The organism is Vitreoscilla massiliensis (genome assembly GCF_001457815.1).
In the GTDB taxonomy this organism is placed as follows: domain Bacteria; phylum Pseudomonadota; class Gammaproteobacteria; order Burkholderiales; family Neisseriaceae; genus Vitreoscilla; species Vitreoscilla massiliensis.
The window spans coordinates 571,835-596,246 of record NZ_LN898219.1; the positions used below are offsets into that span (position 1 = coordinate 571,835).

General features: G+C 50.2%; 24 protein-coding genes and 1 pseudogene. 10 read left to right on the forward strand and 15 right to left on the reverse strand.

Going from position 1 to position 24,412, the window contains the following annotated elements; all coding sequences use genetic code 11:
• Positions 1-26 precede the first annotated feature (26 nt).
• From BN3003_RS08470 to ccoN, 6 genes and pseudogenes are all read right to left on the reverse strand, one after another.
• On the reverse strand, positions 27-575 hold the full coding sequence (locus BN3003_RS08470; protein ID WP_058356191.1) for a FixH family protein: 549 nt from the start codon (positions 573-575) through the stop codon (positions 27-29).
• 2 nt (positions 576-577) lie between these two features.
• Complete coding sequence (gene ccoG, locus BN3003_RS08475; RefSeq protein ID WP_108721508.1) at positions 578-1,984, reverse strand: cytochrome c oxidase accessory protein CcoG; 1,407 nt, start codon at positions 1,982-1,984, stop codon at positions 578-580.
• A gap of 149 nt (positions 1,985-2,133) precedes the next feature.
• Positions 2,134-3,105: pseudogene (gene ccoP / locus BN3003_RS08480) on the reverse strand (cytochrome-c oxidase, cbb3-type subunit III); the annotation flags it as partial.
• Positions 3,102-3,296 carry a cbb3-type cytochrome oxidase subunit 3 gene (locus BN3003_RS08485; RefSeq protein WP_058356194.1) on the reverse strand — a complete coding sequence of 65 codons (195 nt, stop codon included), beginning with the start codon at positions 3,294-3,296 and terminating at the stop codon, positions 3,102-3,104. The gene BN3003_RS08485 and the pseudogene ccoP, both read right to left, overlap by 4 nt.
• Positions 3,297-3,302: 6 nt before the next feature.
• Positions 3,303-3,914 carry a cytochrome-c oxidase, cbb3-type subunit II gene (ccoO, locus tag BN3003_RS08490; RefSeq protein WP_058356195.1) on the reverse strand — a complete coding sequence of 204 codons (612 nt, stop codon included), beginning with the start codon at positions 3,912-3,914 and terminating at the stop codon, positions 3,303-3,305.
• Positions 3,915-3,925: 11 nt separating this feature from the next.
• Positions 3,926-5,362 (reverse strand): cytochrome-c oxidase, cbb3-type subunit I, encoded by a 1,437-nt coding sequence (ccoN, locus tag BN3003_RS08495; RefSeq protein WP_058356196.1) that lies wholly within the window; start codon positions 5,360-5,362, stop codon positions 3,926-3,928.
• A gap of 271 nt (positions 5,363-5,633) precedes the next feature.
• Here ccoN and BN3003_RS08500 point away from each other — a divergent pair, with 271 nt between their 5' ends.
• Complete coding sequence (locus BN3003_RS08500) at positions 5,634-7,406, forward strand: M61 family metallopeptidase (RefSeq protein ID WP_058356197.1); 1,773 nt, start codon at positions 5,634-5,636, stop codon at positions 7,404-7,406.
• Between the two features lie 43 nt (positions 7,407-7,449).
• A complete protein-coding gene (locus BN3003_RS08505; protein ID WP_058356198.1) occupies positions 7,450-7,890 on the forward strand; it encodes a protein tyrosine phosphatase family protein in 441 nt (146 codons plus the stop codon).
• Between the two features lie 97 nt (positions 7,891-7,987).
• Here BN3003_RS08505 and BN3003_RS08510 read toward each other — a convergent pair whose 3' ends face one another.
• From BN3003_RS08510 to BN3003_RS08530, 5 genes are read right to left on the reverse strand one after another with little or no spacing between them, the layout of a single operon-like run.
• The gene (locus tag BN3003_RS08510) at positions 7,988-8,479 is read right to left on the reverse strand and encodes a tudor domain-containing protein (protein ID WP_058356199.1); all 492 of its coding nucleotides are present in this window, start codon (positions 8,477-8,479) and stop codon (positions 7,988-7,990) included.
• Between the two features lie 24 nt (positions 8,480-8,503).
• Positions 8,504-9,376 (reverse strand): prephenate dehydrogenase, encoded by an 873-nt coding sequence (locus BN3003_RS08515; protein ID WP_058356200.1) that lies wholly within the window; start codon positions 9,374-9,376, stop codon positions 8,504-8,506.
• A gap of 15 nt (positions 9,377-9,391) precedes the next feature.
• Positions 9,392-10,183, reverse strand: a complete 792-nt coding sequence (locus BN3003_RS08520) for a 3'-5' exonuclease (RefSeq protein ID WP_058356291.1) — start codon at positions 10,181-10,183, stop codon at positions 9,392-9,394.
• 28 nt (positions 10,184-10,211) lie between these two features.
• On the reverse strand, positions 10,212-11,126 hold the full coding sequence (locus BN3003_RS08525) for an alpha/beta fold hydrolase (RefSeq protein ID WP_058356201.1): 915 nt from the start codon (positions 11,124-11,126) through the stop codon (positions 10,212-10,214).
• Positions 11,126-11,329, reverse strand: coding sequence for a heavy-metal-associated domain-containing protein (locus tag BN3003_RS08530; RefSeq protein ID WP_058356202.1), 204 nt, complete (start codon positions 11,327-11,329; stop codon positions 11,126-11,128). Before BN3003_RS08530 ends, BN3003_RS08525 begins: the two co-directional genes overlap by 1 nt.
• A 169-nt stretch (positions 11,330-11,498) precedes the next feature.
• Between BN3003_RS08530 and BN3003_RS08535 the strand changes: the two genes are divergently transcribed.
• Both BN3003_RS08535 and BN3003_RS08540 read left to right on the forward strand, forming a co-directional pair.
• Entirely contained in the window at positions 11,499-12,302 is an 804-nt protein-coding gene (locus BN3003_RS08535; protein ID WP_058356203.1) for a DsbC family protein, read from the forward strand.
• A 95-nt stretch (positions 12,303-12,397) separates the two neighbouring features.
• Positions 12,398-12,661 (forward strand): acyl-CoA-binding protein, encoded by a 264-nt coding sequence (locus BN3003_RS08540; protein WP_058356204.1) that lies wholly within the window; start codon positions 12,398-12,400, stop codon positions 12,659-12,661.
• Positions 12,662-12,750: 89 nt separating this feature from the next.
• Here the strand turns inward: BN3003_RS08540 and BN3003_RS08545 are convergent, their stop codons facing one another.
• The 4 genes from BN3003_RS08545 to BN3003_RS08560 form a co-directional block, all read right to left on the reverse strand.
• On the reverse strand, positions 12,751-14,190 hold the full coding sequence (locus tag BN3003_RS08545) for a sensor histidine kinase (protein ID WP_058356205.1): 1,440 nt from the start codon (positions 14,188-14,190) through the stop codon (positions 12,751-12,753).
• Positions 14,191-14,202: 12 nt separating this feature from the next.
• Positions 14,203-14,880, reverse strand: coding sequence for a response regulator transcription factor (locus BN3003_RS08550; protein ID WP_058356206.1), 678 nt, complete (start codon positions 14,878-14,880; stop codon positions 14,203-14,205).
• A 99-nt stretch (positions 14,881-14,979) separates the two neighbouring features.
• On the reverse strand, positions 14,980-16,005 hold the full coding sequence (gene ruvB, locus BN3003_RS08555; RefSeq protein ID WP_058356207.1) for a Holliday junction branch migration DNA helicase RuvB: 1,026 nt from the start codon (positions 16,003-16,005) through the stop codon (positions 14,980-14,982).
• A gap of 115 nt (positions 16,006-16,120) precedes the next feature.
• Positions 16,121-16,372, reverse strand: coding sequence for a GlsB/YeaQ/YmgE family stress response membrane protein (locus BN3003_RS08560; protein WP_058356208.1), 252 nt, complete (start codon positions 16,370-16,372; stop codon positions 16,121-16,123).
• A 279-nt stretch (positions 16,373-16,651) separates the two neighbouring features.
• On the opposite strand from BN3003_RS08560, the gene hemC reads away from it, so the two are divergent.
• The 6 genes from hemC to BN3003_RS18830 all read left to right on the forward strand — a co-directional run bounded on the left by hemC (position 16,652) and on the right by BN3003_RS18830 (position 24,151).
• Positions 16,652-17,578 carry a hydroxymethylbilane synthase gene (gene hemC, locus BN3003_RS08565; RefSeq protein WP_058356209.1) on the forward strand — a complete coding sequence of 309 codons (927 nt, stop codon included), beginning with the start codon at positions 16,652-16,654 and terminating at the stop codon, positions 17,576-17,578.
• Between the two features lie 13 nt (positions 17,579-17,591).
• Entirely contained in the window at positions 17,592-18,326 is a 735-nt protein-coding gene (locus tag BN3003_RS08570) for a uroporphyrinogen-III synthase (RefSeq protein WP_058356210.1), read from the forward strand.
• Positions 18,327-18,405: 79 nt separating this feature from the next.
• Positions 18,406-19,653, forward strand: a complete 1,248-nt coding sequence (locus tag BN3003_RS08575; RefSeq protein ID WP_058356211.1) for a uroporphyrinogen-III C-methyltransferase — start codon at positions 18,406-18,408, stop codon at positions 19,651-19,653.
• The gene (locus BN3003_RS08580; RefSeq protein WP_058356212.1) at positions 19,650-20,861 is read left to right on the forward strand and encodes a heme biosynthesis HemY N-terminal domain-containing protein; all 1,212 of its coding nucleotides are present in this window, start codon (positions 19,650-19,652) and stop codon (positions 20,859-20,861) included. Before BN3003_RS08575 ends, BN3003_RS08580 begins: the two co-directional genes overlap by 4 nt.
• A gap of 61 nt (positions 20,862-20,922) precedes the next feature.
• Positions 20,923-21,738 (forward strand): sulfite exporter TauE/SafE family protein, encoded by an 816-nt coding sequence (locus tag BN3003_RS08585; RefSeq protein WP_058356292.1) that lies wholly within the window; start codon positions 20,923-20,925, stop codon positions 21,736-21,738.
• Between the two features lie 226 nt (positions 21,739-21,964).
• Positions 21,965-24,151, forward strand: a complete 2,187-nt coding sequence (locus tag BN3003_RS18830) for a cation:proton antiporter domain-containing protein (protein ID WP_082625609.1) — start codon at positions 21,965-21,967, stop codon at positions 24,149-24,151.
• Positions 24,152-24,412: the final 261 nt, after the last annotated feature.

Sequence of the window (24,412 nt, forward strand, 5' to 3'; positions counted from 1 at the left end):
AGCATTTCTCCAAAATCTAATGTGTGCTACTTAGGTGACGAGGCAGTATTACCAGCGTACTTAGGTGTCAGCAACAGACTGTTACCATTTTGCACCAGCCACTTTTCTTGTACACGCCAAGTCGCTTGATCGTTTTCGATTCTAACATACCAACTGTTCATTGGGGGCAATGGTTTAAGCTGGGCCTCATACAGCTTGGCATCAGCATTCACAAGTGTCAATGCCACAGACTGATCATATTGTGCCATGGTCGGATGTTGCAAGCTAAAATGCAGCGCTTGCTGGGGATTGTAATCGCCATTTAAAAACACCCTGACCTTGCTGCCATCGGGACTGAACATCACTTGCGCTTGGATGTGGTGACTGGTTGCGGCGGTGTCACGATTCAGTTGCAAGTGGATGTTTTTGCCTTCTTTGTAATAGTCATCCGACACCAGCGGATCGGCGCCGCTGGCGGCCAGATAATATGTGATTAATCCGGCCGGAATGACCAAGATAGGGCCGGCCAAAATGCCCCAAGCCCAAGCTTCTTTATACCAAGGTTTGGCTGTCGATTTGAGTTTCAAAACCGCCATTGTTATTCCCCAATAAAATTGGAATTTTCATGAATGATGCGCCATTCTTGATTGCCTTCAGTGTGATACCTGAATTCAAACTCAATCGGATGGCTGCCTTTGTCGGCATACTCAGGGTAGGTCGCGACTTGTACCGGTACGTTGATGATGTCGCCAGCTTTGATTTCCAAGGTGGGGGGTAAACCAGTCAATTCGATGTGATCAAACCCCTTAACAGCGGCCTGTAAATACAGGGTTTCTTCCGAGGCATTGCTCAAGCGCAAATTGTAGGTGTTTTCCAATAAGCCCTCGTTGTTTTGTCTGACCATCATGCCGCGGTCTTTGATGATGTCGATGTTCATCAAGTCGCGTGAGAAAATGCCGTATACCAAGCCACAAGCGACCAAAAACAAAATCATGCCATAACCGACCACACGTGGACGGAGCAAGCGTTTTTTGATGTCGCTGTCGGCATACTCGTGTTGTAAGACTGCTTCAGTGGTATAGCGCACCAAGCCGCGTGGGCTGCCAATTTTGTCCATTACCTCGTCACAGGCATCGATGCAAGCGCCACAGCCTATGCATTGGTATTGCAGGCCATTGCGGATGTCTATGCCCGTGGGGCACACCTGCACACACAAAGTACAGTTGATGCAATCACCCAAGTTGGCGTTGTCTTGGTTTTTCTTGCGCACACCGCGTGGCTCACCGCGCTCGGCATCGTAAGACACCAGCAACGTGTCTTTGTCAAACATCGCGCTTTGGAAACGGGCGTAAGGACACATGTAAAAACACACTTGTTCGCGCATGATGTGCGCCATAAACCAAGTGGCAAAACCGTAAAAACCGATGGCAAACCACTGCGTGGTGCTGAGGCCAAACGCAAACAAGTCTAACCATTGCGGGCGTATCGGGGTGAACCAGCCGGCAAAGGTGAAGCCTGTCCAGAAGCAAAACAGCAAGATGACCAAGTATTTCGGTGCTTTGACGCGGATTTTGTGCGCCGTCCAGCCTTCTTTTTCCAGCTTCATGCGCTTGTTGCGGTCGCCTTCAAAGAAATGGTCGAACCACAACATGATTTCGGTATACACCGTTTGTGGGCAGGCATAGCCACACCACAAGCGCCCTGCAATCGTCGTCCACCAAAACAAACCAAACGCGCTGACCAACATGATGCCGGTGAGAAAAATCAATTCGCTGGGCAAGAGGGTGATGCCAAAGATGTAGAATTTGCGTGCGGCGATGTCAAACAACACCGCTTGACGCCCATTCCATTGCAACCACGGCAAGACGTAAAACACCAGTTGTGTCATCAGCACCGCGATGATGCGCCAATTGCTGAAACGCCCTTTGGCCAATTTGGGGTGGATGCGTTTGCTGGAGGCATAAAATTGAACCACTTCTTCTTGTGGTTCATTGGTTTTAGCCATGTGTGCTTCCTTTTGTATGAGGTGAATGTGTTTTGAGGCAATTATCCCGAGATTTACAGGCCGCTTCTTTAGTTTGCGTCAACAGATGTGCAAAAACCGCATGCTTTGGCATGCGGTTTGAGTGTCACAGGTTTACAGGCCGCTTATTGTGCTGCTGAAGCTGCGGTAGGCGTGTCGGTTTTGGCAACGGTTTTCACACGTTGTTCTTTCGGTGCCAAGCCCCACACATAAGCCGTCATCAAATGCAACTTGTCTTCATCCAAGAAGGTGTTCCAAGCAGGCATTTCATTGGTGTGGCCATTGGTGATGGTGTCGATGATGTTTTTCTCGCTGTTGCCCCACAACCACACATCGTCGGTGAGGTTAGGCGCCATGCCCAAAGTGCCTTTGCCATCTTCGCCATGACACGAAGCACAGTTGGCTGGCAAGCTGTTGAACACCACTTGACCGCGCTGCGCACGACCTTCATCGAAACCTTTGTCACGCGACAAAGACATCACATAGTGGGCGGCGTCTTTCACACGCTCCTCACCCAATACCGGACCCCAAGGTGCCATCACGCCAATGCGACCGTCTTTGATGGTTTGGTGGATGGTGGCTGGATCGCCGCCCCACAACCAATCGTTGTCGGTCAGATTCGGAAAGCCTTTAGAGCCTTTGGCATCCGAGCCATGGCATTGAATGCAATAGGTGTTGAACAGGTTTTGACCGATTTTGCGTGCTTCAGGATTGTCGGCCACTTGTTCGATGGGCATATTGGCGTATTTTTTGTAAATAACGCCAAATTCGTCATCGGCTTTTTTAATTTCTTGTTGGTATTGGCCTTTGCTGCTCCAAGCCAACATGCCTTTGGATTCACCGAAACCTGGGTAGGCAACAAAATAGGCGACGCCCCAAATCATGGTCAACACGAACATGTAAAACCACCATTTGGGCATGGGGTTGTTGTATTCCTCGATGCCATCCCAATTGTGGCCAGTGGTGGTGTCGCTTTCATCGGGTTTGTTGGTCTTGGCGGCTTTTTGTGACCACAACAGCCATACCAAACCTATCATGGCCAAGACAATAATGAAAGCGATGTAGTAATGCCAAAATCCGCTGGTGAAATCTGAATTATTCATTGTTTTTGCTCCGTAGCATCAGGATGCGACTTAGGCACATCGGTGGCGACTGAATCATCGTCATCGACAATCTGGCGGGCGATGTCGCTGTAGCGTTGTTTTGATTGCTTACCACAGGCAACCCAAACCACCAGAAAGAAGCTGATGATGATTAAAAAAGTGAAGGAGATACGTGCCCAAGTGACATCCATGATGTTTTACCTTACGTTTTTCAAAGCGAGACCCAAACCTTGCAAGTAGGCGATGACGGCTTCCATTTCGGATTTGCCATTGACCTCTTCAGCTACCGATTTGTAATCGGCATCTGTGTAAGGCACGCCCACTTTGGCCAAGCCACGCATATTGCGTTCTACTATCGCTGCATCGACCGCATTGCGGGTCAGGTGCGGGAAGGCTGGCATATTTGATTCAGGCACCACTTGGCGTGGATTCAACAAATGCAAACGGTGCCATTCATCCGAGTAACGACCGCCAACACGGGCCAAATCAGGACCCATGCGTTTTGAGCCCCATTGGAACGGGTGGTCGTATACCGATTCACCGGCCACTGAGTAATGGCCATAGCGTTCGGTTTCGGCACGGAATGGACGGATCATTTGTGAGTGGCAGGTGTAACAGCCTTCACGCAAATACACATCGCGACCGGCAATTTGTAAGGGTGTATACGGTTTCACGCCCGGTGCTGGCTCAGTGACCGATTTGGAGAAGAACAAGGGCACTATCTCAATCAACAAACCAAAACTGATGACCAGCAGCACAAAGACTATGAGAAAGCCGACTTTTTCTTCCGCTAATTTTTGTAAACTCATAACTGTCTTCCTTAAGCTTCGTGGTGTACTTGTGACACGGCAGGGATGGTGGCATCGACGGGCTTACCGGCAATAATGGTGCGGTAAGTGTTGTAAGCCATCAGCAACATGCCCACTAAGTACAAAGTTCCGCCCAACACACGAATCATGTACAAATGCATAGAAGCCGAAACACTGTCGATAAAGGCATGGGTTAAAGTGCCGTCTGGATTGATTTGGCGCCACATCAAGCCTTGTTGTACGCCAGCAACCCACAAAGCCGCGATGTACAAAACGATGCCTATGGTGGCTACCCAGAAATGCGCCTCAATCAATTTGATGCTGTACATTTGTGGACGACCAAACAAGCGTGGCAATAAGTAGTAAATCGAACCGATGGTGATGAAGCCTACCCAACCCAAAGCACCAGAGTGCACGTGACCCACCGTCCAGTCGGTGTAATGGCTCAAGGCGTTGACGGTTTTAATCGACATCATTGGGCCTTCAAACGTCGACATGCCGTAGAAAGACAAAGACACAATCAAGAATTTCAAGATGGGATCGGTGCGTAATTTGTGCCAAGCGCCCGACAAAGTCATGATGCCGTTAATCATGCCGCCCCAGCTAGGTGCAAACAAAATCAAAGAGAACACCATGCCAATAGACTGAGTCCAGTCAGGCAAAGCGGTGTAATGCAAGTGGTGCGGGCCGGCCCACATATAGGTGAAAATCAAGGCCCAAAAGTGCACCACAGACAAGCGGTAAGAATAAACCGGACGACCGGCTTGCTTAGGTACGAAGTAATACATCATGCCCAAGAAACCTGTGGTCAAGAAGAAGCCCACGGCATTGTGGCCGTACCACCATTGCACCATCGCATCAACCGCACCGGCGTAAACAGGATAAGACTTGAACAAACCCACAGGGATTTCAATGCTGTTCACCACGTGTAACAAGGCCACCGCTAAGATGAACGCACCATAGAACCAGTTGGCCACATAAATGTGTTTTACCTTGCGCGTGGCAATGGTGCCGAAGAACACCACCGCATAAGACACCCATACCAAGGTAATCAAGATGTCGATGGGCCATTCCAATTCGGCGTATTCCTTGCCCGTGGTCAAACCCAAAGGCAGGGTAATCGCTGCCAATACGATGACCGCTTGCCAACCCCAGAATGTGAAGGCAGCCAATTTGCCACCAAAAAGACGGGTATTACAGGTGCGCTGAACGCAATAATACGAGGTGGCAAACAAGCCACAGCCGCCAAAGGCAAAAATCACGGCATTGGTGTGCAACGGACGCAAGCGTCCGAAGCTGAACCAAGGTCCGATTTCTGATAGGTTTAAGGCGGGCCAGACCAGTTGGGCGGCAATGATCACGCCAACCAACATTCCGACAATACCCCAAACTACGGTCATGACGGCAAATTGCCGCACGACTTTGTAGTTATAAGTTTGCGTTTCCATGAGGGTTCTCCACGTTCAAGGGGATGGTTTACATCAAAGTATGGTTGTCAGTGCGGTCACCTTGGTGCATGCAGGTTGGCAAACCTTAACGCAGACCCTGTAAAACGCATGGATGCAACATTTACAAAAGTGGCATACACTGACAATATTTTGGCTTCAAAGCTTATAGAAAGCTGTTTTGCACCACCTTGATTGCGGTCAAGAGAGTGCAAAAAACCGTAAAGATATTAACTGTAAGCCCCAAGACACAGGCATCAAAGGTAAAAACCATATGTTGAATATCAGCGTACGTTTACAAGACGCAGCCGCACATCTGTGGCACGTGAGTTGTGCATGGAACGTGGCCGTGGCCAGTCCGCAGCAAACATTGAATTTGGCCGATTGGGTACCCGGCAGTTACATGATTCGGGATTTTTCACGCCACATCATCCGCATGCAGGCTTTTCACAACGAAACAGCCATTGCGCTGCAAGCACTGGACAAAAGCCGTTGGGCCTTACAGGCCGCATCAGGTGAGTATCGGGTGGAATATGAGGTGTATGCCTATGATTGGTCGGTGCGCGCCAGTTATTTGGACGAACGCGGCGCGTTTTTTGATGGCGCCTGTTTGTTTCCGTGGCTAGACGGTCGTCAACACGAGGCCTATCAAATACATGTGGACTTGGGTGAATGGGGCCGCGCGCAACAATGGCAGATTGCCACGGCCATGCAACCTATCGCTGCCAACCGCTTTCAGGCCGCTTCTTACTGGGAAGCGATAGACCATCCCTTTACCTTGGGTTTGTTCCGTCAATACGATTTTGAAGCCGCAGGCATTCCGCACCACATCATCCTCAGCGGCCAAACCTTGCCTTTTGACGAAGACCGCTTGCTGGCCGATGTGGAAAAAATCTGTGAAGCGCAAATAGAATTGTTTGGCGTTGCGCCGTTTGGCCATTATGTGTTCATGCTCTACATTGGCGACCACATCTATGGCGGCTTGGAGCACCGCGCTTCTACCGCTTTGATGGCCGACCGTTGGAGTTTGCCGCGCTTGGGTGCGAAAGAGCGCGGCGATGAGTATTTGCAATTACTGGGCTTGTTCAGCCACGAGTATTTCCATGCCTGGAATGTGAAATCGATCAAACCAGCGGCGTTTGACCCGTATGAATTGCACCATGAGCAACACACCGAGCAATTGTGGGCGTTTGAAGGCATTACCTCGTATTACGATGATTTGATGTTGCAGCGCTCAGGCGTGATGTCGACGCCGCAATACTTGAGCCAATTGGCCAAAACCATTACCCGTGTCGAACAAGGCGCCGGCAGCCACAAGCAAAGTTTGGCGCAATCGAGCTTCGATGCTTGGACCAAGTATTACAAACAAAACGAAAACTCGGCCAATGCCATCGTCAGCTATTATCAAAAAGGCGCCTTGGCGGCCTTGGTGTTGGACTTGTATTTGCGCCGCGAAACCGATGGCGAATTCAGCCTCGACGATGTGATGCGGGCGCTGTACCGCCGTTATTTGCAAGACGGCCGCGGCATCAGCGAACAAGATTGGCGCGCCTTGGCGTGTGAGGTCACCGGTGTCGATGTGCAAGATTTGTTGCGCCGCATGATAGACCGCACCGACGCCTTGCCTTTGGCCGAGGTGTTGGTGGATTTTGGTTTGAGTTTGCACCGCGTGGCGCGCTCAGACAAAGAAGCTGGCTGGGTGGCGACTTTGCCACCACACCACATGATGGTGGAAACCGCGTTCGGTGCCAAATACAGCGTGGACGCCAGCGGCCTGAAAATTAACAGCGTCAGTAATGGCGGCAGCGCCGAAAAAGCGGGTTTGACCGTGGGCGATGTGGTGGTGGCGGTGGCCAATTTGAGCACCAGCCAATTCGATGCGGTGTGGCACAGCTTGCAAGTGGGCGACAGTGTCGGCGTGCATTATTTCCGCCAAGGCGTGTTATACCACACGCAAATGCCGGTGCTGGCGCAAGCCGCAACCACGGTGTTGCTGCACACCGAAGACGAACAATTGCTGTCGTATTGGCTGCCACAATGGCAATAAGGCTGAGACAGCACCGCGTTTTAAATGAAGAAAAGGAAAGCAAATGAATTTGGCAACATTAACCGATGATTTGTATGTGGCGGCGCAGTTACAGGCCGCTGATGTGGCAGAGTTGGCCGGTTTGGGAGTGAAACACCTGATTTGCAACCGTCCCGACAATGAGGAAATGGGGCAGTTGAATCTGGCCGACATCGAAGCCATCGCCGCTGAGCATGGCATGGACGTGGCTTATGTGCCGATTACCATGAATTCATTGAGCATGGATGATGTAGAGGCGTTTGGCGCTTGGTATGCGCAAGACGCCGCACCCAAAGCCGCCTATTGCCGCAGCGGCACTCGCAGCAGCTTGTTGTGGGCCTTAAGCCAAGTGGCCGCCGGCAAAATCAGTGCCGCTGAGGCGCAAGCCGCGGTAAGCAAAACCGGCCGCGATGTCAGCAATGCCGCCGGCTTGTTGCAACAATTGGAAACGCAAGCCAAGGCTTAAGCCAGAAGTCATCAGCATTGATAAGCGGCCTGTAAACTCTGAATTGAGGTTTACAGGCCGCTTGATTGTGTGCCATGTATTTAGGATGAGTGGGAAGTTATGTCTTTAAATTGGAATGAGACAGTATGATGTCTTTAATATTCACTATGGCTATCTTGCCATCTAAAAATAACACTTTGATTTGCTGGTCATCAGCCTCAATGCTCTGAATAAAATTCGGATAAATCAGCTCACCGCATACACTTAATGTGCTTGCATGCAAAATTAAAATCCCCAGTTCAAACACAATAAACAAATAGTTTGCCGAGAGGTAAAAATCATAAAACGGGTAGGGCAATGCCAATTGTTTGGCAATTTTTGCAGCCTCAAAATCCCAAAATCCGATGGTTTCATCAATGCCAATCGCAATGAATCGATTAAACCGCTTGATAATGGGTTGAACCAAGGTGCTGCGCGCCGTAAATTTGCATACCGGCGTGGCATCATCTTGCATCAATACGCAGTACACATGTGCATAGAGTGGCTCATGAAACAATATGGGTAGGGCTAAGGCAGCAAATTCAGATTCTGTGATGTAACGTATCTGCATTTAAAACTCTTACCCATGCATTCATTATTGTTCAGGTGGCCAAGCATCGCGTTGTTGTTGCGCTTGGTCGTAATAGGCGTACAAGGCGGTGGCGTCGCCGGCGAGGATTAAGTCTTTTAGGCGTTGCAACTCTTGTTGTTGCGCATCAATCAATTGCAGCAAGCTGGCTTGGTTGGCAAAGCTGACATCGGTCCAAATGGCGGGATGGCTGGCGGCGATGCGGGTAAAGTCGCGAAAGCCTGAGCCGGCGTAATGCAGCGCTTGTGCGCCCAAGTCTTGATTGGAGATGGCATGCATATAACTGTAGGCGATGAGGTGGGGTAAGTGGCTGACCATGGCCAAGATGGCATCGTGTTCTGATGGTGACAACTCCGACACCACCGCGCCGGTGGCTTGCCACAATTGCCACACTTTTTGGTAGCTGTCCGCGTCTTGCTCGGGATGCGGACACAGTATCAGCTTTTTGTTTTCAAACAAGCGAAACTGCGCTGCCATCGCGCCATGTCGGTCTGAGCCGGCGATGGGGTGGGTGGCGACAAAATGCGGGAAGTGTTCAGGTAGGTATTGTGCCAGTGCTTGAATGGTGGTTTGCTTGGTGCTGCCGACATCAATGATGACACAAGCGGCCTGTAAATAAGGCTGCAATGCCTGCGTGATGTTGGCAACCGTGCCCACTGGCGTGGCCAAGATGACCAAATCGGCTTGGCTGACCGCGGCGTCGATGAGGGTGGACGCCGTATCGACCACTTTGCGCTCTAAGGCGCGCTGCAAATTGTCGGCATCCAAGTCTATGCCGTGTACTGCGCCAATCAATTGTTGGCGCTTCAAATCCAAAATCAGCGAGCCACCAATCAGACCGACACCGATTAACACCACTTGTTTAAACAAGACCGCCATCGTTACAGGCCGCCTTTAGCGTTGCCACAATTGGCAGAACTGCTGCCAATGTGCTTGTGGTTGTGCGTTTAGGTGATGGTACAGACGGTCGACTTCGGCTTGGTATTCAGTGGGGTTGAAGACGCCGCGCAGCAATTGAAAACGCAAAAACATCAAATAAGTATTGGCGGCATCGGTTTCGCAATAATCACGTATGTCTTGCAATTGCCCGTCTTGGTAGGCGCTCCAAACTTTGGAGCCGTCCATGCCCATTTTGCCAGGGAAGCCGCACAGTTTGGCCATTTGGTCGAGTGGGGCGTTGGCGCGGCCATTGTACATGGCGAGCACGTCCATCAAATCGCAATGACGCATTTGGTAGCGGCTGATGTAGTTATTCCATTTGAAATCGCGGCTGTCGCCAAAATCGCCATCGCCCAAATCCCAATAGCGGGCGGCGCTGATGCCGTGTATCAGGCTGCGGTAATGCATGACCGGCAAATCAAAACCGCCGCCATTCCAGCTCACCAATTGCGGCGTGTAGCGTTCAATCAGCTCATAGAATTTGCGCAATACTGTGGCTTCATCGTCGTCTATCGAGCCTATGGTGCTGACGTGCACTTTGTCTTGCGACCAGCGCAAACAACACGAAATCGCCACCACCCGATGCAAATGCAAAGGCAAAAATTCGCTGCCATTTTGTGCCCGCCGTTTTTGCAACGCATATTCCACCACATCGGCATCGGCAATTTCATGCGGGAATTCATGCAGTGTGCGTATGGCATGTGCATCAGGTATGGTTTCAATGTCAAAAGCAAGTATCGGGGTCATGAGCATTCACTTGGGGCTTACAGGCCGCTTATTGTACCGACTTCGCCTCTACTTGGCGCAAGAATTTGTCCAAGGCGGCGGCAAATGCTTGTGGCGCTTCCCATTGCAACATGTGTCCTGCGCCTTGCAAGGTGACGATGTCGACCAAATGGGGCAACAGTGCTTGGCGTTCTGGCAATAAACCCGCCACGCGTTGCAAATAGTGGTTGTGCGGCAAATTCTCGCCTTGTAACCACAAAGTCGGCATGCGCAAATTCGCCCACAGCGGCGCGATGCGGTGCCAATCATATGGATGGGCTTGCGGCAAATGGTGTTTGGGGTCGGCGCGGTAATGCAGGCCTTGCTCAGTGGTGTGGGTTAAGGCCTCGGCCATAAAGTGGGCCAAATCCAGCGCCATGTTTGGATTGCGCCGTTGCAATTTCTCCGCCACGGCGGCAACGCTGCTCAACACCATGCTGGGGTTGGGCTCGGTACTGGTGATAAAACGGCGCGCACGCGCTCGCAATTCGGCGGCTTGGTCCAGCACTGGCATGCCAAAGCCTTCGGCCATGGTCAAACTTTGGATGCGCTCGGGAAACAAGCATGCATAATGGGTGGCCAACATGCTGCCCATGCTGTGACCGCACACATGCAGTGGCGCATCGGGGCTGATGTGTTCGAGGATTTGGTGCAAATCTTGCAACATCACCATGCGTTCGTAATAGCCGCTGGTTTGCCATTGAGACCGCCCAAAGCCGCGCCAACTGACTGCATAAATGTCGTATTCCGCTGGTAAAGCATCCACCACTGCTTGAAAACTGTCGGCGCTGTCCATCCAGCCGTGCAGCAACAAAAGTTTTGGCCGCGATTGTCGCGGCCAATGTAACACTTCGTGTAAGCAAGCATTAAAGTGTCGGGTGTAACGCTCAGCGGTATACGTAATGGGGTATACCGTAGATAACATTATGAAAAATTGAATCCAATCGCTTGTATGGCTGCTTTGAATGAGTCTGCATTAAAAGCATCAGAATGGGTAACGACAATGCCGCCATCATCAATATTGACATTCACAAAGCGCACACCTTCAACTGCTTCGCCTGCTTGTGCAATTTTGTCCGCATCAGTTTTAGAAGAAATACCAGTTGCTACCAAACGAGTTTGAGCCATAGAGCCTCCGTACGAGTGATTAGTTAACAGTGAACCACTTAAATCTTTGGATATGTTACGATGCTGGTGGAAAAACTTAATCATTACAAAGTCAAACAATATGCCATATGGCATTTTGACAATATTGCCAATGTTTGAATTTTTTAGCAATCAATTTTAAGAGAAATTTATGCAGATTAAATTAATTACCACCATCCTCTTTACTTGTGTGTTGGGTGCATGTCAGCCCCAAGCCACAACGGAAAACAGCAAGAACAATGCCGCTTCTTCAACAAGCACGGCTAAACCCGCTGTAGCAGGGGATATGACAAGTGTTAAAAAGAATATTCAGGCTGCATTAGAGCAAGCTTATCCAGAGCAAAAAGTACAGATTAAAAGCGTGGAAGCCTCACCTGTTGCAGGTTTGTATGAAGTGGTGGTGTTCCCGAATCAAGTGGTGTACATGGATGGCAGCGGCGATTACATGTTTGTTGGCAATTTGTTAGACGTGAAGAAAAAAGTCAATTTAACCGAAGAAAAAACCGCAGATTTAAACCGCATCGATTACAAAGCCTTGCCATTCGATTCGGCCATCAAAGAAGTGCGTGGCAATGGTCAGTACAAAGTGGCGGTGTTCAGCGATCCAGATTGCCCATTCTGTAAGAAATTGGAACATGAAATCGCGCAAATGACCGACGTGACGATTTATACCTTCTTGATGCCAATTGATTCTTTGCACCCACAAGCAACAGAAAAATCCATCCAATTGTGGTGCCAACCTAACCGTACCGAAGCGTGGACCAAGTGGATACGCGATGGCGTGGCGCCGGCGCAAGTGCCTGTGTGTGACAATCCGGTAGAGAAATTGGCCAAACTCAGCGAAAGCTTTGGTTTCAATGGCACGCCGACCATTGTCTATCCAAATGGCAAGATACAATCAGGCTACATGCCTAAGGCCGATTTTGAAGCAGCGTTGAAGCAAAATCAGTCGTGATCACGGGCAATTGTTCTATTTAATCTGCTGCACGGTATGGGCAGTTGTGTTACTAATAGAGTTTCGTTACAGCAACAATCAGCAAAAGGAATACCATGAGTGACTTGCAACAACGTTTTGAACAAGCTCAAAAAGACGTGGTGAGTTTGGCTGAACGCCCACAAAATGCAGTGTTATTAAAGTTGTATGCTTACTACAAACAAGCCGTTGATGGCGATGTCAGTGGCGACAAACCCGGTGCATTTGACTTGGTGGCGAAGAAAAAATACGCCGCTTGGGAAGACATCAAAGGCACCAGCAGTGATGCCGCGATGCAACTTTACATCGACGAAGTACAAGGCTTATTGGACGAAGAATAAGCCGATGTGTGGGTGTGAAACACCCACACCATGTTTACAGGCCGCTTTCTTATGGAAAGCGGCTTTTTTATTGACAGTAAGCAGGAAGGTTAAGCAGTGGTATTGCCATCAATGGCATTGGCTTGCGCTTGTTGGTGTTTTTGCTGACGTGCCGATTTGGCCTTGGGCACAGGCAGTTTGAACACCATTTGCAAGCCATGTGGCAACACGTTTTTGGCGGTGATGCTGCCTTGGTGTTGCTCAATAACATGTTTGGCGATGGCCAAGCCAAGACCCGTGCCATTGCTGGTGCCGCTGCTGTCGGCGCGGTAAAACGCGGTGAAGATGTGCGGCAATTGCGCTTCATCGACGCCCACGCCATTGTCGGTGATGTTCACCAGCAATTCTTGCTTGTTCAAGCTGCACGAGATGTTGATGACACTGCCTTGCGGGCTGTATTTGATGGCATTGCGCAAAACATTGTCAAAAGCCTGATACAAATAGCCTTCATTGGCGCTGATGACAATCGGCTTGCTGCAAGCGTTTAATTGCAATAATTGCTGTTTTTCTTCTGCCAGAGGCACCGAATCGGCGACCAAATTGGCGATAAAATCATTGAACAACAAGTCTTCGTATTGGATTTGGGTGGTTTTGTTTTCCAGACGCGCCAAAGTCAGCAATTCGCCGACCAAATTGTCCATGCGCCTTAATTCGTTATCCAGTTTGCCCAAGTGTTTGTCGAGTTTGGCTGGCTGTTGCTGGATCAAGCCCAAAATGGCTTGCATGCGCGCCAAAGGTGAGCGCATTTCATGCGACACATGGTGGAGCAGATGGCGTTCTTTTTCGACCAATTGCTGCAATTGGTCTGCCATTTCGTCGAAGTCTATCGCCAAAAATGCCAATTCATCTTGGCGTTTGCCCATATTGCGTTGAATGCGGGTGTCCAAATTGCCCGAAGCCAAAGAACGAAAGCCTTGTTGCAAGATGCGTATCGGTTTGGAGATGTAATTGGCCAAGATATACGCCGCGGCCAAACCGGCCAAGACTATCAAGGTGAGGACGATCAGTTCATGCCATACCGGTGCCAAAGGCAAACCGGGGATAAGCGGCGGGCGGGGCAACACATTCGGCGTGCTTTGCTGCCAATTGCGGATGTAGAAATAGTATTCCTGACCCCAAGCATCGGTGGCGACACTGATTAAGGGTGAGGATTGTTTTTGTGAGGTAAATGCGATGACTTGTTCAAGCTCGTGCTCGTCTACAGGCCGGTTTAAGATGTCGCGGTGGTCATCACTGCGCACCACCAGCAAATTGCTGATGGCACTCATGTGTTGCCAATCTTTGAGCAGGTTAACCAGCTCTTCTTCGCCGCGTTTGCTGAAGATGTCCACACTGGTGTTAATCATCGATGCTTGGAAGTTGCGCTGTTGGCGAAACTGCACATCTGCCACCGTGGTTTGCACGACCCAAAATGAAAAAGTCGCAATCACGATGGAGGCGATGATGACCAAACAGAAGATGGAAAAAATCTTCAGGAATAAACGGCTCATGGATTACAGCAATCAGTTACGCACAAACAAATAACCCAAGCCACGCACGGTTTGAATCAAGCTCGCATCCCCCAATTTTTGGCGTATGCTGGAGATGTGCACATCGATGCTGCGGTCGAATTTGGCCAGTTTGCGGTCCAAAGCCTCTTGCGACAAGGTATCTTTGCTCACCACTTGGCCAGCATGGCGCATCAATACTTCCAATAAATTGAATTCGGTGCTGGTCAATTCCAAAGAACGGTCGTCTTTGGTCGCTTGGCGTTTGGACGGAATCAATTTCACATTGCTGACAAACAAAGTGTCTGAATTAGGGGTTTTGTTTTGGTTGTTTTCAGTGCGGCGCAAAATGGCGTAAATGCGTGCCAACAATTCGCGTGGGGTGCATGGTTTTGGCACATAGTCGTCTGCACCCATTTCCAAACCAATGATGCGGTCTATGTCGTCGCCTTTGGCGGTTAACATGATGACAGGGATGTTGCTTTGTTGGCGTATGGCTTTCAAAGCGTCCAAGCCGTTCATGACCGGCATCATGGAATCAAGTACCACCACATCGTATTGGCCCGATAAGGCTGCATCGCGACCTGCTTGACCGTCGTGCTCTATGCTCACTTCTAAGCCTTCGGCGCTCAAGTAGTCGCTGAGCAACTCTGTTAATTCTGTATCGTCATCAACCAATAAAATACGGCTCATGGTAGTCTCCAAATAGTAAAGTGGCTTTATTCTGCCAATGATTGTTTACAAAAGCCATGCTTTAACTGACTTTTACGCAAGTTGGGTAAAGTTGCCGTTTTACACACTTAAATTAAAGTGCAAACGGGTTAATTCGGTAATCATGCGCCCGCGTGGGGTGCGCTGTAAAAAGCCTTGCTGGATCAAATACGGCTCAATGACATCTTCGATGGTGTCGGTCGATTCGCCTATGGCGGCGGCGACATTGTCCAGTCCCACTGGTCCACCGGCAAACTTGGTGATAATCGCTTCCAGCAGTTTGCGGTCGAGCATGTCCAAACCAACGTGGTCGACATCTAGCATGCGCAGTGCCGAATCGGCGATGTCGAGGCTAATTTGGCCGGAATTTTTCACATCGGCAAAGTCGCGCACACGGCGCAATAAGCGGTTGGCAATGCGCGGTGTGCCACGGCTGCGTTTGGCGATTTCAACTGCAGCATCGGGCAGGATTTCCAAATTCAACAATTGTGCGGAACGGCTGACGATGCTGGTCAAGTCTTCGGTATTGTAAAACTCCAAACGCGCCACGATGCCAAACCGGTCGCGCAAAGGATTGGTTAACATGCCAGCGCGTGTCGTCGCACCAATCAAGGTAAACGGAGGCAAGTCGATTTTGACCGAACGTGCCGCTGGACCCTCTCCTATCATGATGTCTAATTGGTAATCTTCAAGAGCTGGGTAGAGAATTTCTTCAACGATGGGGCTTAAACGGTGTATCTCATCAATGAACAACACATCGTGCGGTTCCAAATTGGTCAATAATGCCGCCAAGTCACCGGCGCGCTCCAATACCGGGCCAGAGGTTTGGCGCAGATTCACGCCCATTTCTTTGGCAATGATGTGGGCCAAAGTGGTTTTGCCCAAGCCGGGAGGGCCAAATATCAAAGTGTGGTCCAAGGCTTCACCACGCAATTTAGCGGCCTGTATGAAGATGTGCAGCTGTTCACGCGCCTTGTGTTGGCCCACATAATCATCCAATGTTTTTGGGCGCAAGGCACGTTCCAGCAATTCCTCTTGGCTGGACACAGATTGCGAGGTGATGACCCGGGTTTCAGGTTGACTGGAAAGCGTATCGGTTTGGAGCATGGCACATCCTGAAGACATCAATTGATGAAAAACACCGTCATTTTAACCTGTTCGGCTGCGCTCATGTAAAAACCCTGTTGCAGCGGGTCTGCAACAGGGTGTGTTTGACTTGGTTTTAGAAAATCAAACCGATGATAAACAGCAAGACCACCGCACCCAAGACGCCAAACAGCAAACCCGGAATATTGAAGTTACCGGCTTGTTTGGCGCCACCAATTTTTAACACATCACCAAACAGCCAACTGCCCAAAGCTGAGCCGACGATACCGACGATGATGTTGATGAGGATGCCGTTGCCGCTGCCCATAATCATGCTGGCAATCCAACCGATGATGCCGCCAATGATCATACTGATGATGATACCCATGATGTCCTCCGTAATCTGCCACAATGGCTTGAATCGTTTGAGGTTGGTGTTTTAGGGTCAAACACATCGGGTACAAAATGCCCATGTGTTGGCTTACACTCAACAGACTGTTGCGTCAGTGTGAGAATGCTTAAGTCATTAAGTTCACACAAAATTGTGGAAAATGAAGTTAAAGCTCAATAAGAATGGGGTGGGATTGCATTGATACAGGCCGCTATGCAGTCAAAATGGTTATGGTAAACTGCTTGGCATTTATTTCGTTAGATGGTTCACAACACTATGCAAAAATTGGTTATCGCATCGCGTGAGAGTGTGTTGGCGATGTGGCAAGCACAGCACATACAGGCACGCTTGCAGCAGCTGTATCCTCAAATCGAAGTGAGCATCTTGGGCATGACCACCCAAGGCGATCAGATTTTGGACAAGACTTTGTCGAAAATTGGCGGCAAAGGTTTGTTTGTCAAAGAGTTGGAACAGGCTTTATTGGATGGCCGTGCGCATTTGGCCGTGCACTCAATTAAAGACGTGCCCATGGTCTTGTCTGAAGGCTTTGCCTTGGCGGCGATTACCGAGCGTGAAGACCCAAGCGATGCGTTTGTGTCCAATGCATACCAAAGTTTGGCGGAAATGCCAGTCGGCGCGATCGTCGGCACGGCCAGCTTGCGCCGTGAGGCACAAGTGCGCGCACGCTACCCACATTTGCAAGTACAGCCTTTGCGCGGCAATGTGCAAACCCGTTTGCGCAAATTGGATGAAGGCCAATACGATGCCATTATTTTGGCCACCTCAGGTTTAAAACGCTTGCAATTGGAAGAGCGCATCCGTGCGGTATTGGTGCCACAAGAGAGTTTGCCTGCGGCCGGACAAGGCGCGTTGGGTATAGAAACCTTGGCGGCTGCAGATGAGGTGATTGCATTGTTGGCACCGCTGAACGATGCGCAAACCACAGCTTGTGTGACTGCAGAACGGGCATTGGCTCGGGCTTTGAATGGCAGTTGCCAAGTGCCGTTGGCGGCGTATGCAACCGAAGAGGATGGGGTGCTGACCTTGAATGGTTTGGTGGCCCATCCCGATGGTTCGGTGGTGTTAACGGCGCAAGCGCAAGCGCCAGTTGCGTATGCCGACAGTTTGGGGCGTGCAGTGGCCAAAAAATTGGCCGATGATGGCGCCCATCAATTGATACAGGCCGTATTAGCCCAATCATAAAACGGAAGAAAGCATGGAGCATTGCGTATTGGTGGTCAGACCACAGGCACAAGCTGTATCGCTGTTGAATTATTGCCAGCAACAAGGGTGGCGGGCCGAGCTGTTTTCCAGCATGGATGTGAAGTTATTGCCACACACCCGTGAAGATGTGCAGCAGCGCTTGAATGCAACCGATGTGGCATTCTGGGTCAGCGCCAATGCCATCATCAGTGCTTACCACTTGCGTGTGAATCCACCGTTGCACAATGTGTGCGTGGGCAGCGGGACTTTGGGGTGTTTTTACCAGTATTTCCCGCAAGCCACTGCCAATGCACCACAAGACGGTTTGGACAGCGAAGCGGTATTGCGCATGCCTTTGTGGCAGGATTCTGCCTTGCGTCATGTGACCATCATCAATGGTGAAGGTGGGCGGGATTGGCTGACCAATCAATTGTTGGGCATGGGCAAATCGGTACAAACCGTGTCTTTATACCAGCGTGTTGAACAAGCTCTGGACTGGGAACGGTTTCGCCAATTGAGCCAGAGCTATCAATTGGTGGTGTGTGTGTATTCACGCGAGGCGGTCGACATCTTGTTTCAACAAGTACCGGCAGATTTGCGTGCCAAACTCCAATCCTTGTTATACTTCACCATCCATCAACGCATCGCCGATGAATTGAATGCAATGGGTGCAGGACGGGTTGTGGTTGGAAAACAAGGCCATAGCAGCGTTTTGAAACTGTTGCGCGAGTATCTCTTACCATCATAACAACAGCATTTGTTTGTCAATTTGTGCACTTCGGTATTAAAAATGCATCAAGAGGCAATTATTTATTTAGGAGGGCCATATGGCAGAGCAACCTCAAGAAAAACCAGAACAAGCATCACAAACAGCCTCAAATGAAACCAAAGCCGTGGCCAATTATGCGCCACAACAACCGGTCGTTATCAAACAAGGCAGTGGTAAGGCTTTAGGCGCAGGTGCGTTGGTCTTGTCTTTGATTGCATTGGGGGCCAGCGGCTTATTGTTTGTACAAGGTCAAAATACCCTCAAAAATTTAGACACCTCGGTCAGTCATAAAATCGACACTGCTCAAATTGGCGATGCCGACGCCATGCAATCCATGAAAAAGACTCAGGCTGATCAGCAAGACTTGCAAAAGAAATTGCAATTGTTGCAGCAAGACAATCAGCGTTTGAACAACCAATTGAACCAAGTCGATCAGGCTTACCAGCAATTGGTGAAATCGCGCCATCAATGGCTGGTGGATGAAATCGAGTTCAGCTTGAATGTGGCCACGCAGCAATTGTTGCTCACGGGCAATAAAGAAGCCACCATCAAATCGTTGAAAAGCATCGAAAGCCGTCTGAACCAATTTGATAAACCGGAATTGGTGCCTTTAAAACAAGCCATCAGTACCGATTTGATTGCCTTAAGCCAAGGTGCTTCCAATGTCAACGTGACCTCAACAGCGGTGATGATCAGCAGCTTGGAAAGCCGTGTCGATGGTTTGAAAACCTTGTTAGAAGGCGTGTTAACCAAGCCCGAAGCTGCAGAAGCGGCCAGTAATCCGAAATTGTCGTGGTGGCAAAATGTCTGGAATGGCATCAAAGGCAGTTTTAAGGGTTTGGTTGAAGTGCGCAAACTGGACAACAAAGACGCGATGTTGATTTCGCCTGAGCAAAGCGAGTATTTGAAAGAAAACATCCGCTTGCATTTGGTCAGTGCCCGCATTGCCTTGATGCAACAACAAAGTGAATTGTACAAATCAGAGTTACAGGCCGTTGATACTGCCATGCGCAGCTATTACGACATGAACGATCCTTTGACCAAAGCGTGGTTGGCAGACTTGGCACAAGTACAACAAATTCAATTGGGTGGCAATGCTGCCGATGGTCTGAAAAACAGCTTGGCCGCGGTACAGCAATTCCAGCAACAATCGCAAGACGAAACCAGTGTGTTCAACGTACCGACTATGCCATTGAATGCGTCTGCGCCACAAGCGGCGACGCCGCCTGCGGCCGCCAGTGCGCCTGCCGTGCCGGCCAAACCTAAGGCTGCGTCCGAACCTGAAGTCAAAGGAGGGCGCGCATGAAGGCATTAATTTGGTTGGTGGTCTTGTTTGCCGGAGCAGCCGCGGTAGCGGTGCTCACCCATTCCTATCCAGGCAATGTGTTCATCATCGTCGGTGACGAGTTGCGCCGGGTCTCGCTCAACACCTTTATCCTAAGCACTGTGGTGTTTGTGGTGGTGTTGTATTTATTCATGTCGTTATTGGGACGTTTGGTTTCTATTCCAGGTGGTATGCGCCGTTATGGCAAGCGCCGTCGCAGTGCCAAAGTCGCCGATGCGTTGAACGAAGCCGGTCAGGCCTTTTTTGAAGGCCGCTTTCAAAAAGCGCAAAGCGAAACCGATAAGGTGTTGAAAAACAAAGAGTGCGGTGATGCCGCGCCTTTGGCCTTGATGTTGGCCGCTTACAGTGCCGAGCAAACCAATGACGATGCGGCCAAACAAGGCTATTTGCAGCGTTTGGCGGCTTTGCCTGAGTCCATGCAGTTGTCGCGTTATTTGTTAGAAGCTGAGAGTGCTTTAGAGCGCTATGATTACGAGGCGGCGCAAACTTCGATTGATGCTGCACGCAAACTCAATCCGGGGCTGACCCGCTTGTTACAATTGGAATTGCGCATGGCAGTTGACCAAAAAGACACAATGAAAGTGTTGCGCTTGACCGAACAATTGAGCAAAGCCGGTGCTTTGAGCGCGACCGAATTGCAGCAATACCAATGGGTGGCTTATCGCCAATTGTTGGCGCAATGTCATGATGCCAAGGCCTTAAAGACTTGCTTGAAACGCATTCCTGATGCCGATCAAAAAGGCGGCTTAAGCGTGGAAATTGCCGAACGTTTTCAGCAATTGGGCTTGTATGCGCAAGCAGTGAAATGGGCGAAAACCCATTACCCACAAAACCGCGATGTGGCTTTGTTGAAAGTTTTGTTTGAATCGGCAGAAAATCTGTCTGACAAAGAGCAACAACAGGCTTTTGAAGCGGCCGATGGATGGTTAAAGACTTACCGCGAAGACACCGATTTGCTGTTGGCCTTGGGTGAGGCTGCGTATCAGCGCCAATTGTGGGGCAAGGCACAAAGCTATTTGGAAGCCAGTTTGTCACAACAGCCGTCCATACAAGCACATTTGGCCTTGGCCAAAGTGTTTAAAGCGACTGAGCAAACGGCATTGGCAGAACAACACCAAGCCGCGGCTTTGGCCTTGGTGGAGCAAGCGGGCAGTTGGGAAGAAGCATAATTTGATTTACAGGCCGCATGTGCGGCCTATTTTTTCGGGTAAGGCGTAGCAAAAAATGGTGATGGGTTTGGATGCCACCACGTGGCTGGTGATGTTGTGTGCAGGTGCGTTTGCGGGCTTTTGGGCAGGTTTATTGGGGGTGGGCGGTGGCTTGATCATCGTGCCGATTATGGTGTGGATTCTGTCGCATCAAGGCGTGGGACCGGAATACAGCCAACATTTGGCCATCGGTACTTCGTTTGCGGTGATGGTGTTTACCAGTTTTTCCAGCGTGTTGGCGCAGCACAAACGTGGGGCTGTGCGTTGGGATTTGGTGTGGAAATTGGCGCCGTGGATGATAGTTGGCACGTTTGTCGGTGCCAGCTTGGCCAAATATGTGCCGGGGCTGACATTGCAATCGGTGTTTGTGGTGTTTGCCTTGGTGATAGCGGCGCAGACGTTCATGGACTTTAAGCCCAAAGCCAGCCGTCAAATGCCGGGTGTGACCGGCTCTGCCGCTTCTGGCAGCTTTATTGGCATGTTGTCATCGTGGGTGGGCATAGGCGGTGGTTCTTTGTCGGTGCCGTTTATGCTGTTTTGCAATGTGCCGATTGTGAATGCGGTCGGTACATCTGCGGCACTGGGTTGGCCAATTGCCTTATCGGGCTGCATCGGTTATCTGTTGAATGGTTGGCATGTCGCCGATTTGCCTACCGGAGCGGCGGGATTTGTGTATCTGCCTGCGCTCATTGGTTTGGCCATAGGCACGGTGACATTTGCACCGTTGGGGGTGAAAGTGGCGCACAAATTGCCGCCGCGCAAATTGAAACTGGCGTTTGCATGCATGCTCACCGTCACCGCTTGTCAAATGTTGTGGAAAATATTGCATGCAGCTTAAGATTTTTGGCAATATGCGTTAAAAATGAACTGATTGGCATAAAACGGTTGCCAAAAGTCAGTAAAAGCCGATATATTAAAGTGGTCTCGCCGGCTGGTGAACACGCTTAATATTCGGCTTTTTCGTTTTATGTGTGTCAGTGATGCCTCGTCATCAGTGGGTTTTGACACTTTCTCCTTCGATTCACATCGTCATCTGTTAACTCTATTCTATATAAAGGAGTGCCATGGAGCATTCTTATCCACTTGTTGAAACCATTGTGGGCGGCTTGGTGTTTGCCTTCATTTTGGGGATGGTGGCGCAGCGCCTGCGCATGCCACCGCTGATAGGCTATTTGTTTGCGGGTATTTTGGTGGGTCCATTTGGGCCGGGAATACCGGGCATGCAAGGCAATTTGGAATTGTCACACCAATTGGCCGAATTGGGCGTGATTTTGCTGATGTTTGGCGTCGGTTTGCATTTTTCGATTAAAGACTTGTTGGCGGTGCGTAAAGTGGCTTTGCCTGGCGCCGTCGTGCAAATGGGTTTTGCCACTATTTTGGGCATGGGTTTGGCTACCATTATGGGCTGGAGTTGGGGCGCTGGCTTGGTGTTTGGTTTGGCCTTGTCGTGTGCCAGTACCGTGGTGTTGATGGCGGCTTTGGAGCGTTGGCACATCAAAGATTCTAATCGAGGCCGCATTGCCATCGGTTGGTTGATTGTAGAAGACATTGCCATGGTGTTTGTGCTGGTATTGATACCGGCTTTGGCAGGTTTGTTGTCTGGCCAAGGTGCAAGCATGGGCTTCACCGAAGTGGCGTTTTTAATCGCCAAAACCTGTTTTTGGATGATTTTGTTCATCGTGGTGATGATGGTAGGTGGCAACAAGCTGATTCCATGGCTACTGAAAAAAGTGGTGCGCACCGGCAATAAAGACTTGTTCCGCTTGGGTGTGTTGGCGATAGCCTTGGGCTGTGCCATTGCCGCGAACTATTTGTTTCATGTGTCGTTTGCCTTGGGCGCGTTTTTCGCCGGCATGATTTTGAGCGAAACCGAGATGAACCACGCCGCCGAAGAAGAATCGAGCGCGGTGCGTGACTTTTTTACCGTATTGTTCTTCGTGTCGGTGGGCATGTTGTTCAATCCCGAAGTATTGACCACGGCCTCTGGCATCGTGTTGGTATTGACCACCTTATTCATCATCATCGTCGGCAAGTCTTTGGCGGCTTACATGATTGTGAAGCTGTTTGGTTATCCGAAAACTACCGCTTTGACCATTGCGGTGTCTTTGGCGCAAATCGGTGAGTTTTCGTTCATGATTGCCTCTTTGGGCTTGAGCTACAAGATTTTGGAGCCGGCACAAAACGATGCCATTTTGGCCGCAGCCATGATTTCGATTATTTTGAATCCGTTCTTGTTTGTGGCTTTGAACAAGTACAAAGAGAAGAAAAACCGTGTGCCTGCGCATGAAAGCCATGCCGCACCTGCGGCTGTGGGCGCAGAGGCCGATGCCAATGATGATGGCGCCAGCCCGGTGTTGGATGCCAAACCGCGTGCCAAAGTGGCCGCGCCCATCAAGCCTTTGTCGATTGTGTTTGAAGACGAAGACATGGTGGTGGTACCGACCACGCACCACCACAGCGTGTTAATCGGCTATGGTGTCATCGGTAAAAAAGTCTTGCAAGCCTTGTTGGCACAAGGGCAAACCGTGTTGGTGCAGGAAAGCCGTTTGGAAGTGGCAACACAATTGCGTTTTGAAGGTGTGCCTGTCGCTTATGGCCATGCGCTGACCGAAGGCATGTTGGAAGCGGTGTATGTGGAACACGCCCGCGACTTGATAGTCACCATCAGCGACACCATCGAAGCGGTGGAAATCATCAAACAAGCGCTGCAATTGAATCCGCATCTGCGCATCATTGCGCGCGCACAAAACGAGGAAGAGCAAAAAATGCTGCTCGAAGCGGGCGCGACCGACGTGATTTACTTCCACGATGTGGTGGCTGAGAAAATCATTGATTTGATCCGCGTTGACGCCAATGTGCAAGCACAGGCCGAAGACCAAATTGCCGCGCAAATGGTGGCGGCTGCGCTGCAACCTGAAGGCGCTGCTAATCCAACCACGGCTTACACACCTGCCAGTGAAATGGAAGCGCAAGAATTGGACGAGTTCCAAGTTGAAGCGGTGCATGGTGACGAAGTGCCTCGCTCGGTGCAGCAAAAAGCGGCCATGCCTAAGGTCACGCTGAATACTGATGACCTTAGCGCAGATGTGGACACGCCGGCCAGCGAAATGGAAGCACAAGAACGCGAAGTGGTGATTGATGCATCGGTGTCGGAAGTGATGTCACAAGCGGATAAAACCTTGAGCGACGCGGAAATTGAGGCCTTGGCTTTGTCAGAAGACAAAATCAAACCTCAAGCCAAAGACGTGTAACTGGCGTGAGTGAGCGTATCAAGCGGCCTGTAAATGTTTACAGGCCGCTTTTTTATGTGGCTGGCTTGGGCAAACTCAATATAAATAGGGCAAGGTTTTGGAACGAGTAAGCAAGATGTGTATCAACCAAGACCGTACCCGAGCGCGTTTTGGTGTCGTGCCATAGAGGCATCGTGGATTCAGAAGATATGTTTATGTGTTTGTAAATACAGCTATATATCGGCCTGTAAACTGTTACAGGTCGCTATATGGCCATGAGCG

What these genes read in the sequence shown, in the direction of transcription:
- BN3003_RS08470 (WP_058356191.1), bottom strand. Translation starts at nt 575, where the DNA reads ATGGCGGTTTTGAAACTCAAATCGACAGCCAAACCTTGGTATAAAGAA.
- ccoG (WP_108721508.1), bottom strand. Translation starts at nt 1,984, where the DNA reads ATGGCTAAAACCAATGAACCACAAGAAGAAGTGGTTCAATTTTATGCC.
- BN3003_RS08485 (WP_058356194.1), bottom strand. Translation starts at nt 3,296, where the DNA reads ATGGATGTCACTTGGGCACGTATCTCCTTCACTTTTTTAATCATCATC.
- ccoO (WP_058356195.1), bottom strand. Translation starts at nt 3,914, where the DNA reads ATGAGTTTACAAAAATTAGCGGAAGAAAAAGTCGGCTTTCTCATAGTC.
- ccoN (WP_058356196.1), bottom strand. Translation starts at nt 5,362, where the DNA reads ATGGAAACGCAAACTTATAACTACAAAGTCGTGCGGCAATTTGCCGTC.
- BN3003_RS08500 (WP_058356197.1), top strand. Translation starts at nt 5,634, where the DNA reads ATGTTGAATATCAGCGTACGTTTACAAGACGCAGCCGCACATCTGTGG.
- BN3003_RS08505 (WP_058356198.1), top strand. Translation starts at nt 7,450, where the DNA reads ATGAATTTGGCAACATTAACCGATGATTTGTATGTGGCGGCGCAGTTA.
- BN3003_RS08510 (WP_058356199.1), bottom strand. Translation starts at nt 8,479, where the DNA reads ATGCAGATACGTTACATCACAGAATCTGAATTTGCTGCCTTAGCCCTA.
- BN3003_RS08515 (WP_058356200.1), bottom strand. Translation starts at nt 9,376, where the DNA reads ATGGCGGTCTTGTTTAAACAAGTGGTGTTAATCGGTGTCGGTCTGATT.
- BN3003_RS08520 (WP_058356291.1), bottom strand. Translation starts at nt 10,183, where the DNA reads ATGACCCCGATACTTGCTTTTGACATTGAAACCATACCTGATGCACAT.
- BN3003_RS08525 (WP_058356201.1), bottom strand. Translation starts at nt 11,126, where the DNA reads ATGTTATCTACGGTATACCCCATTACGTATACCGCTGAGCGTTACACC.
- BN3003_RS08530 (WP_058356202.1), bottom strand. Translation starts at nt 11,329, where the DNA reads ATGGCTCAAACTCGTTTGGTAGCAACTGGTATTTCTTCTAAAACTGAT.
- BN3003_RS08535 (WP_058356203.1), top strand. Translation starts at nt 11,499, where the DNA reads ATGCAGATTAAATTAATTACCACCATCCTCTTTACTTGTGTGTTGGGT.
- BN3003_RS08540 (WP_058356204.1), top strand. Translation starts at nt 12,398, where the DNA reads ATGAGTGACTTGCAACAACGTTTTGAACAAGCTCAAAAAGACGTGGTG.
- BN3003_RS08545 (WP_058356205.1), bottom strand. Translation starts at nt 14,190, where the DNA reads ATGAGCCGTTTATTCCTGAAGATTTTTTCCATCTTCTGTTTGGTCATC.
- BN3003_RS08550 (WP_058356206.1), bottom strand. Translation starts at nt 14,880, where the DNA reads ATGAGCCGTATTTTATTGGTTGATGACGATACAGAATTAACAGAGTTG.
- ruvB (WP_058356207.1), bottom strand. Translation starts at nt 16,005, where the DNA reads ATGCTCCAAACCGATACGCTTTCCAGTCAACCTGAAACCCGGGTCATC.
- BN3003_RS08560 (WP_058356208.1), bottom strand. Translation starts at nt 16,372, where the DNA reads ATGGGTATCATCATCAGTATGATCATTGGCGGCATCATCGGTTGGATT.
- hemC (WP_058356209.1), top strand. Translation starts at nt 16,652, where the DNA reads ATGCAAAAATTGGTTATCGCATCGCGTGAGAGTGTGTTGGCGATGTGG.
- BN3003_RS08570 (WP_058356210.1), top strand. Translation starts at nt 17,592, where the DNA reads ATGGAGCATTGCGTATTGGTGGTCAGACCACAGGCACAAGCTGTATCG.
- BN3003_RS08575 (WP_058356211.1), top strand. Translation starts at nt 18,406, where the DNA reads ATGGCAGAGCAACCTCAAGAAAAACCAGAACAAGCATCACAAACAGCC.
- BN3003_RS08580 (WP_058356212.1), top strand. Translation starts at nt 19,650, where the DNA reads ATGAAGGCATTAATTTGGTTGGTGGTCTTGTTTGCCGGAGCAGCCGCG.
- BN3003_RS08585 (WP_058356292.1), top strand. Translation starts at nt 20,923, where the DNA reads ATGGGTTTGGATGCCACCACGTGGCTGGTGATGTTGTGTGCAGGTGCG.
- BN3003_RS18830 (WP_082625609.1), top strand. Translation starts at nt 21,965, where the DNA reads ATGGAGCATTCTTATCCACTTGTTGAAACCATTGTGGGCGGCTTGGTG.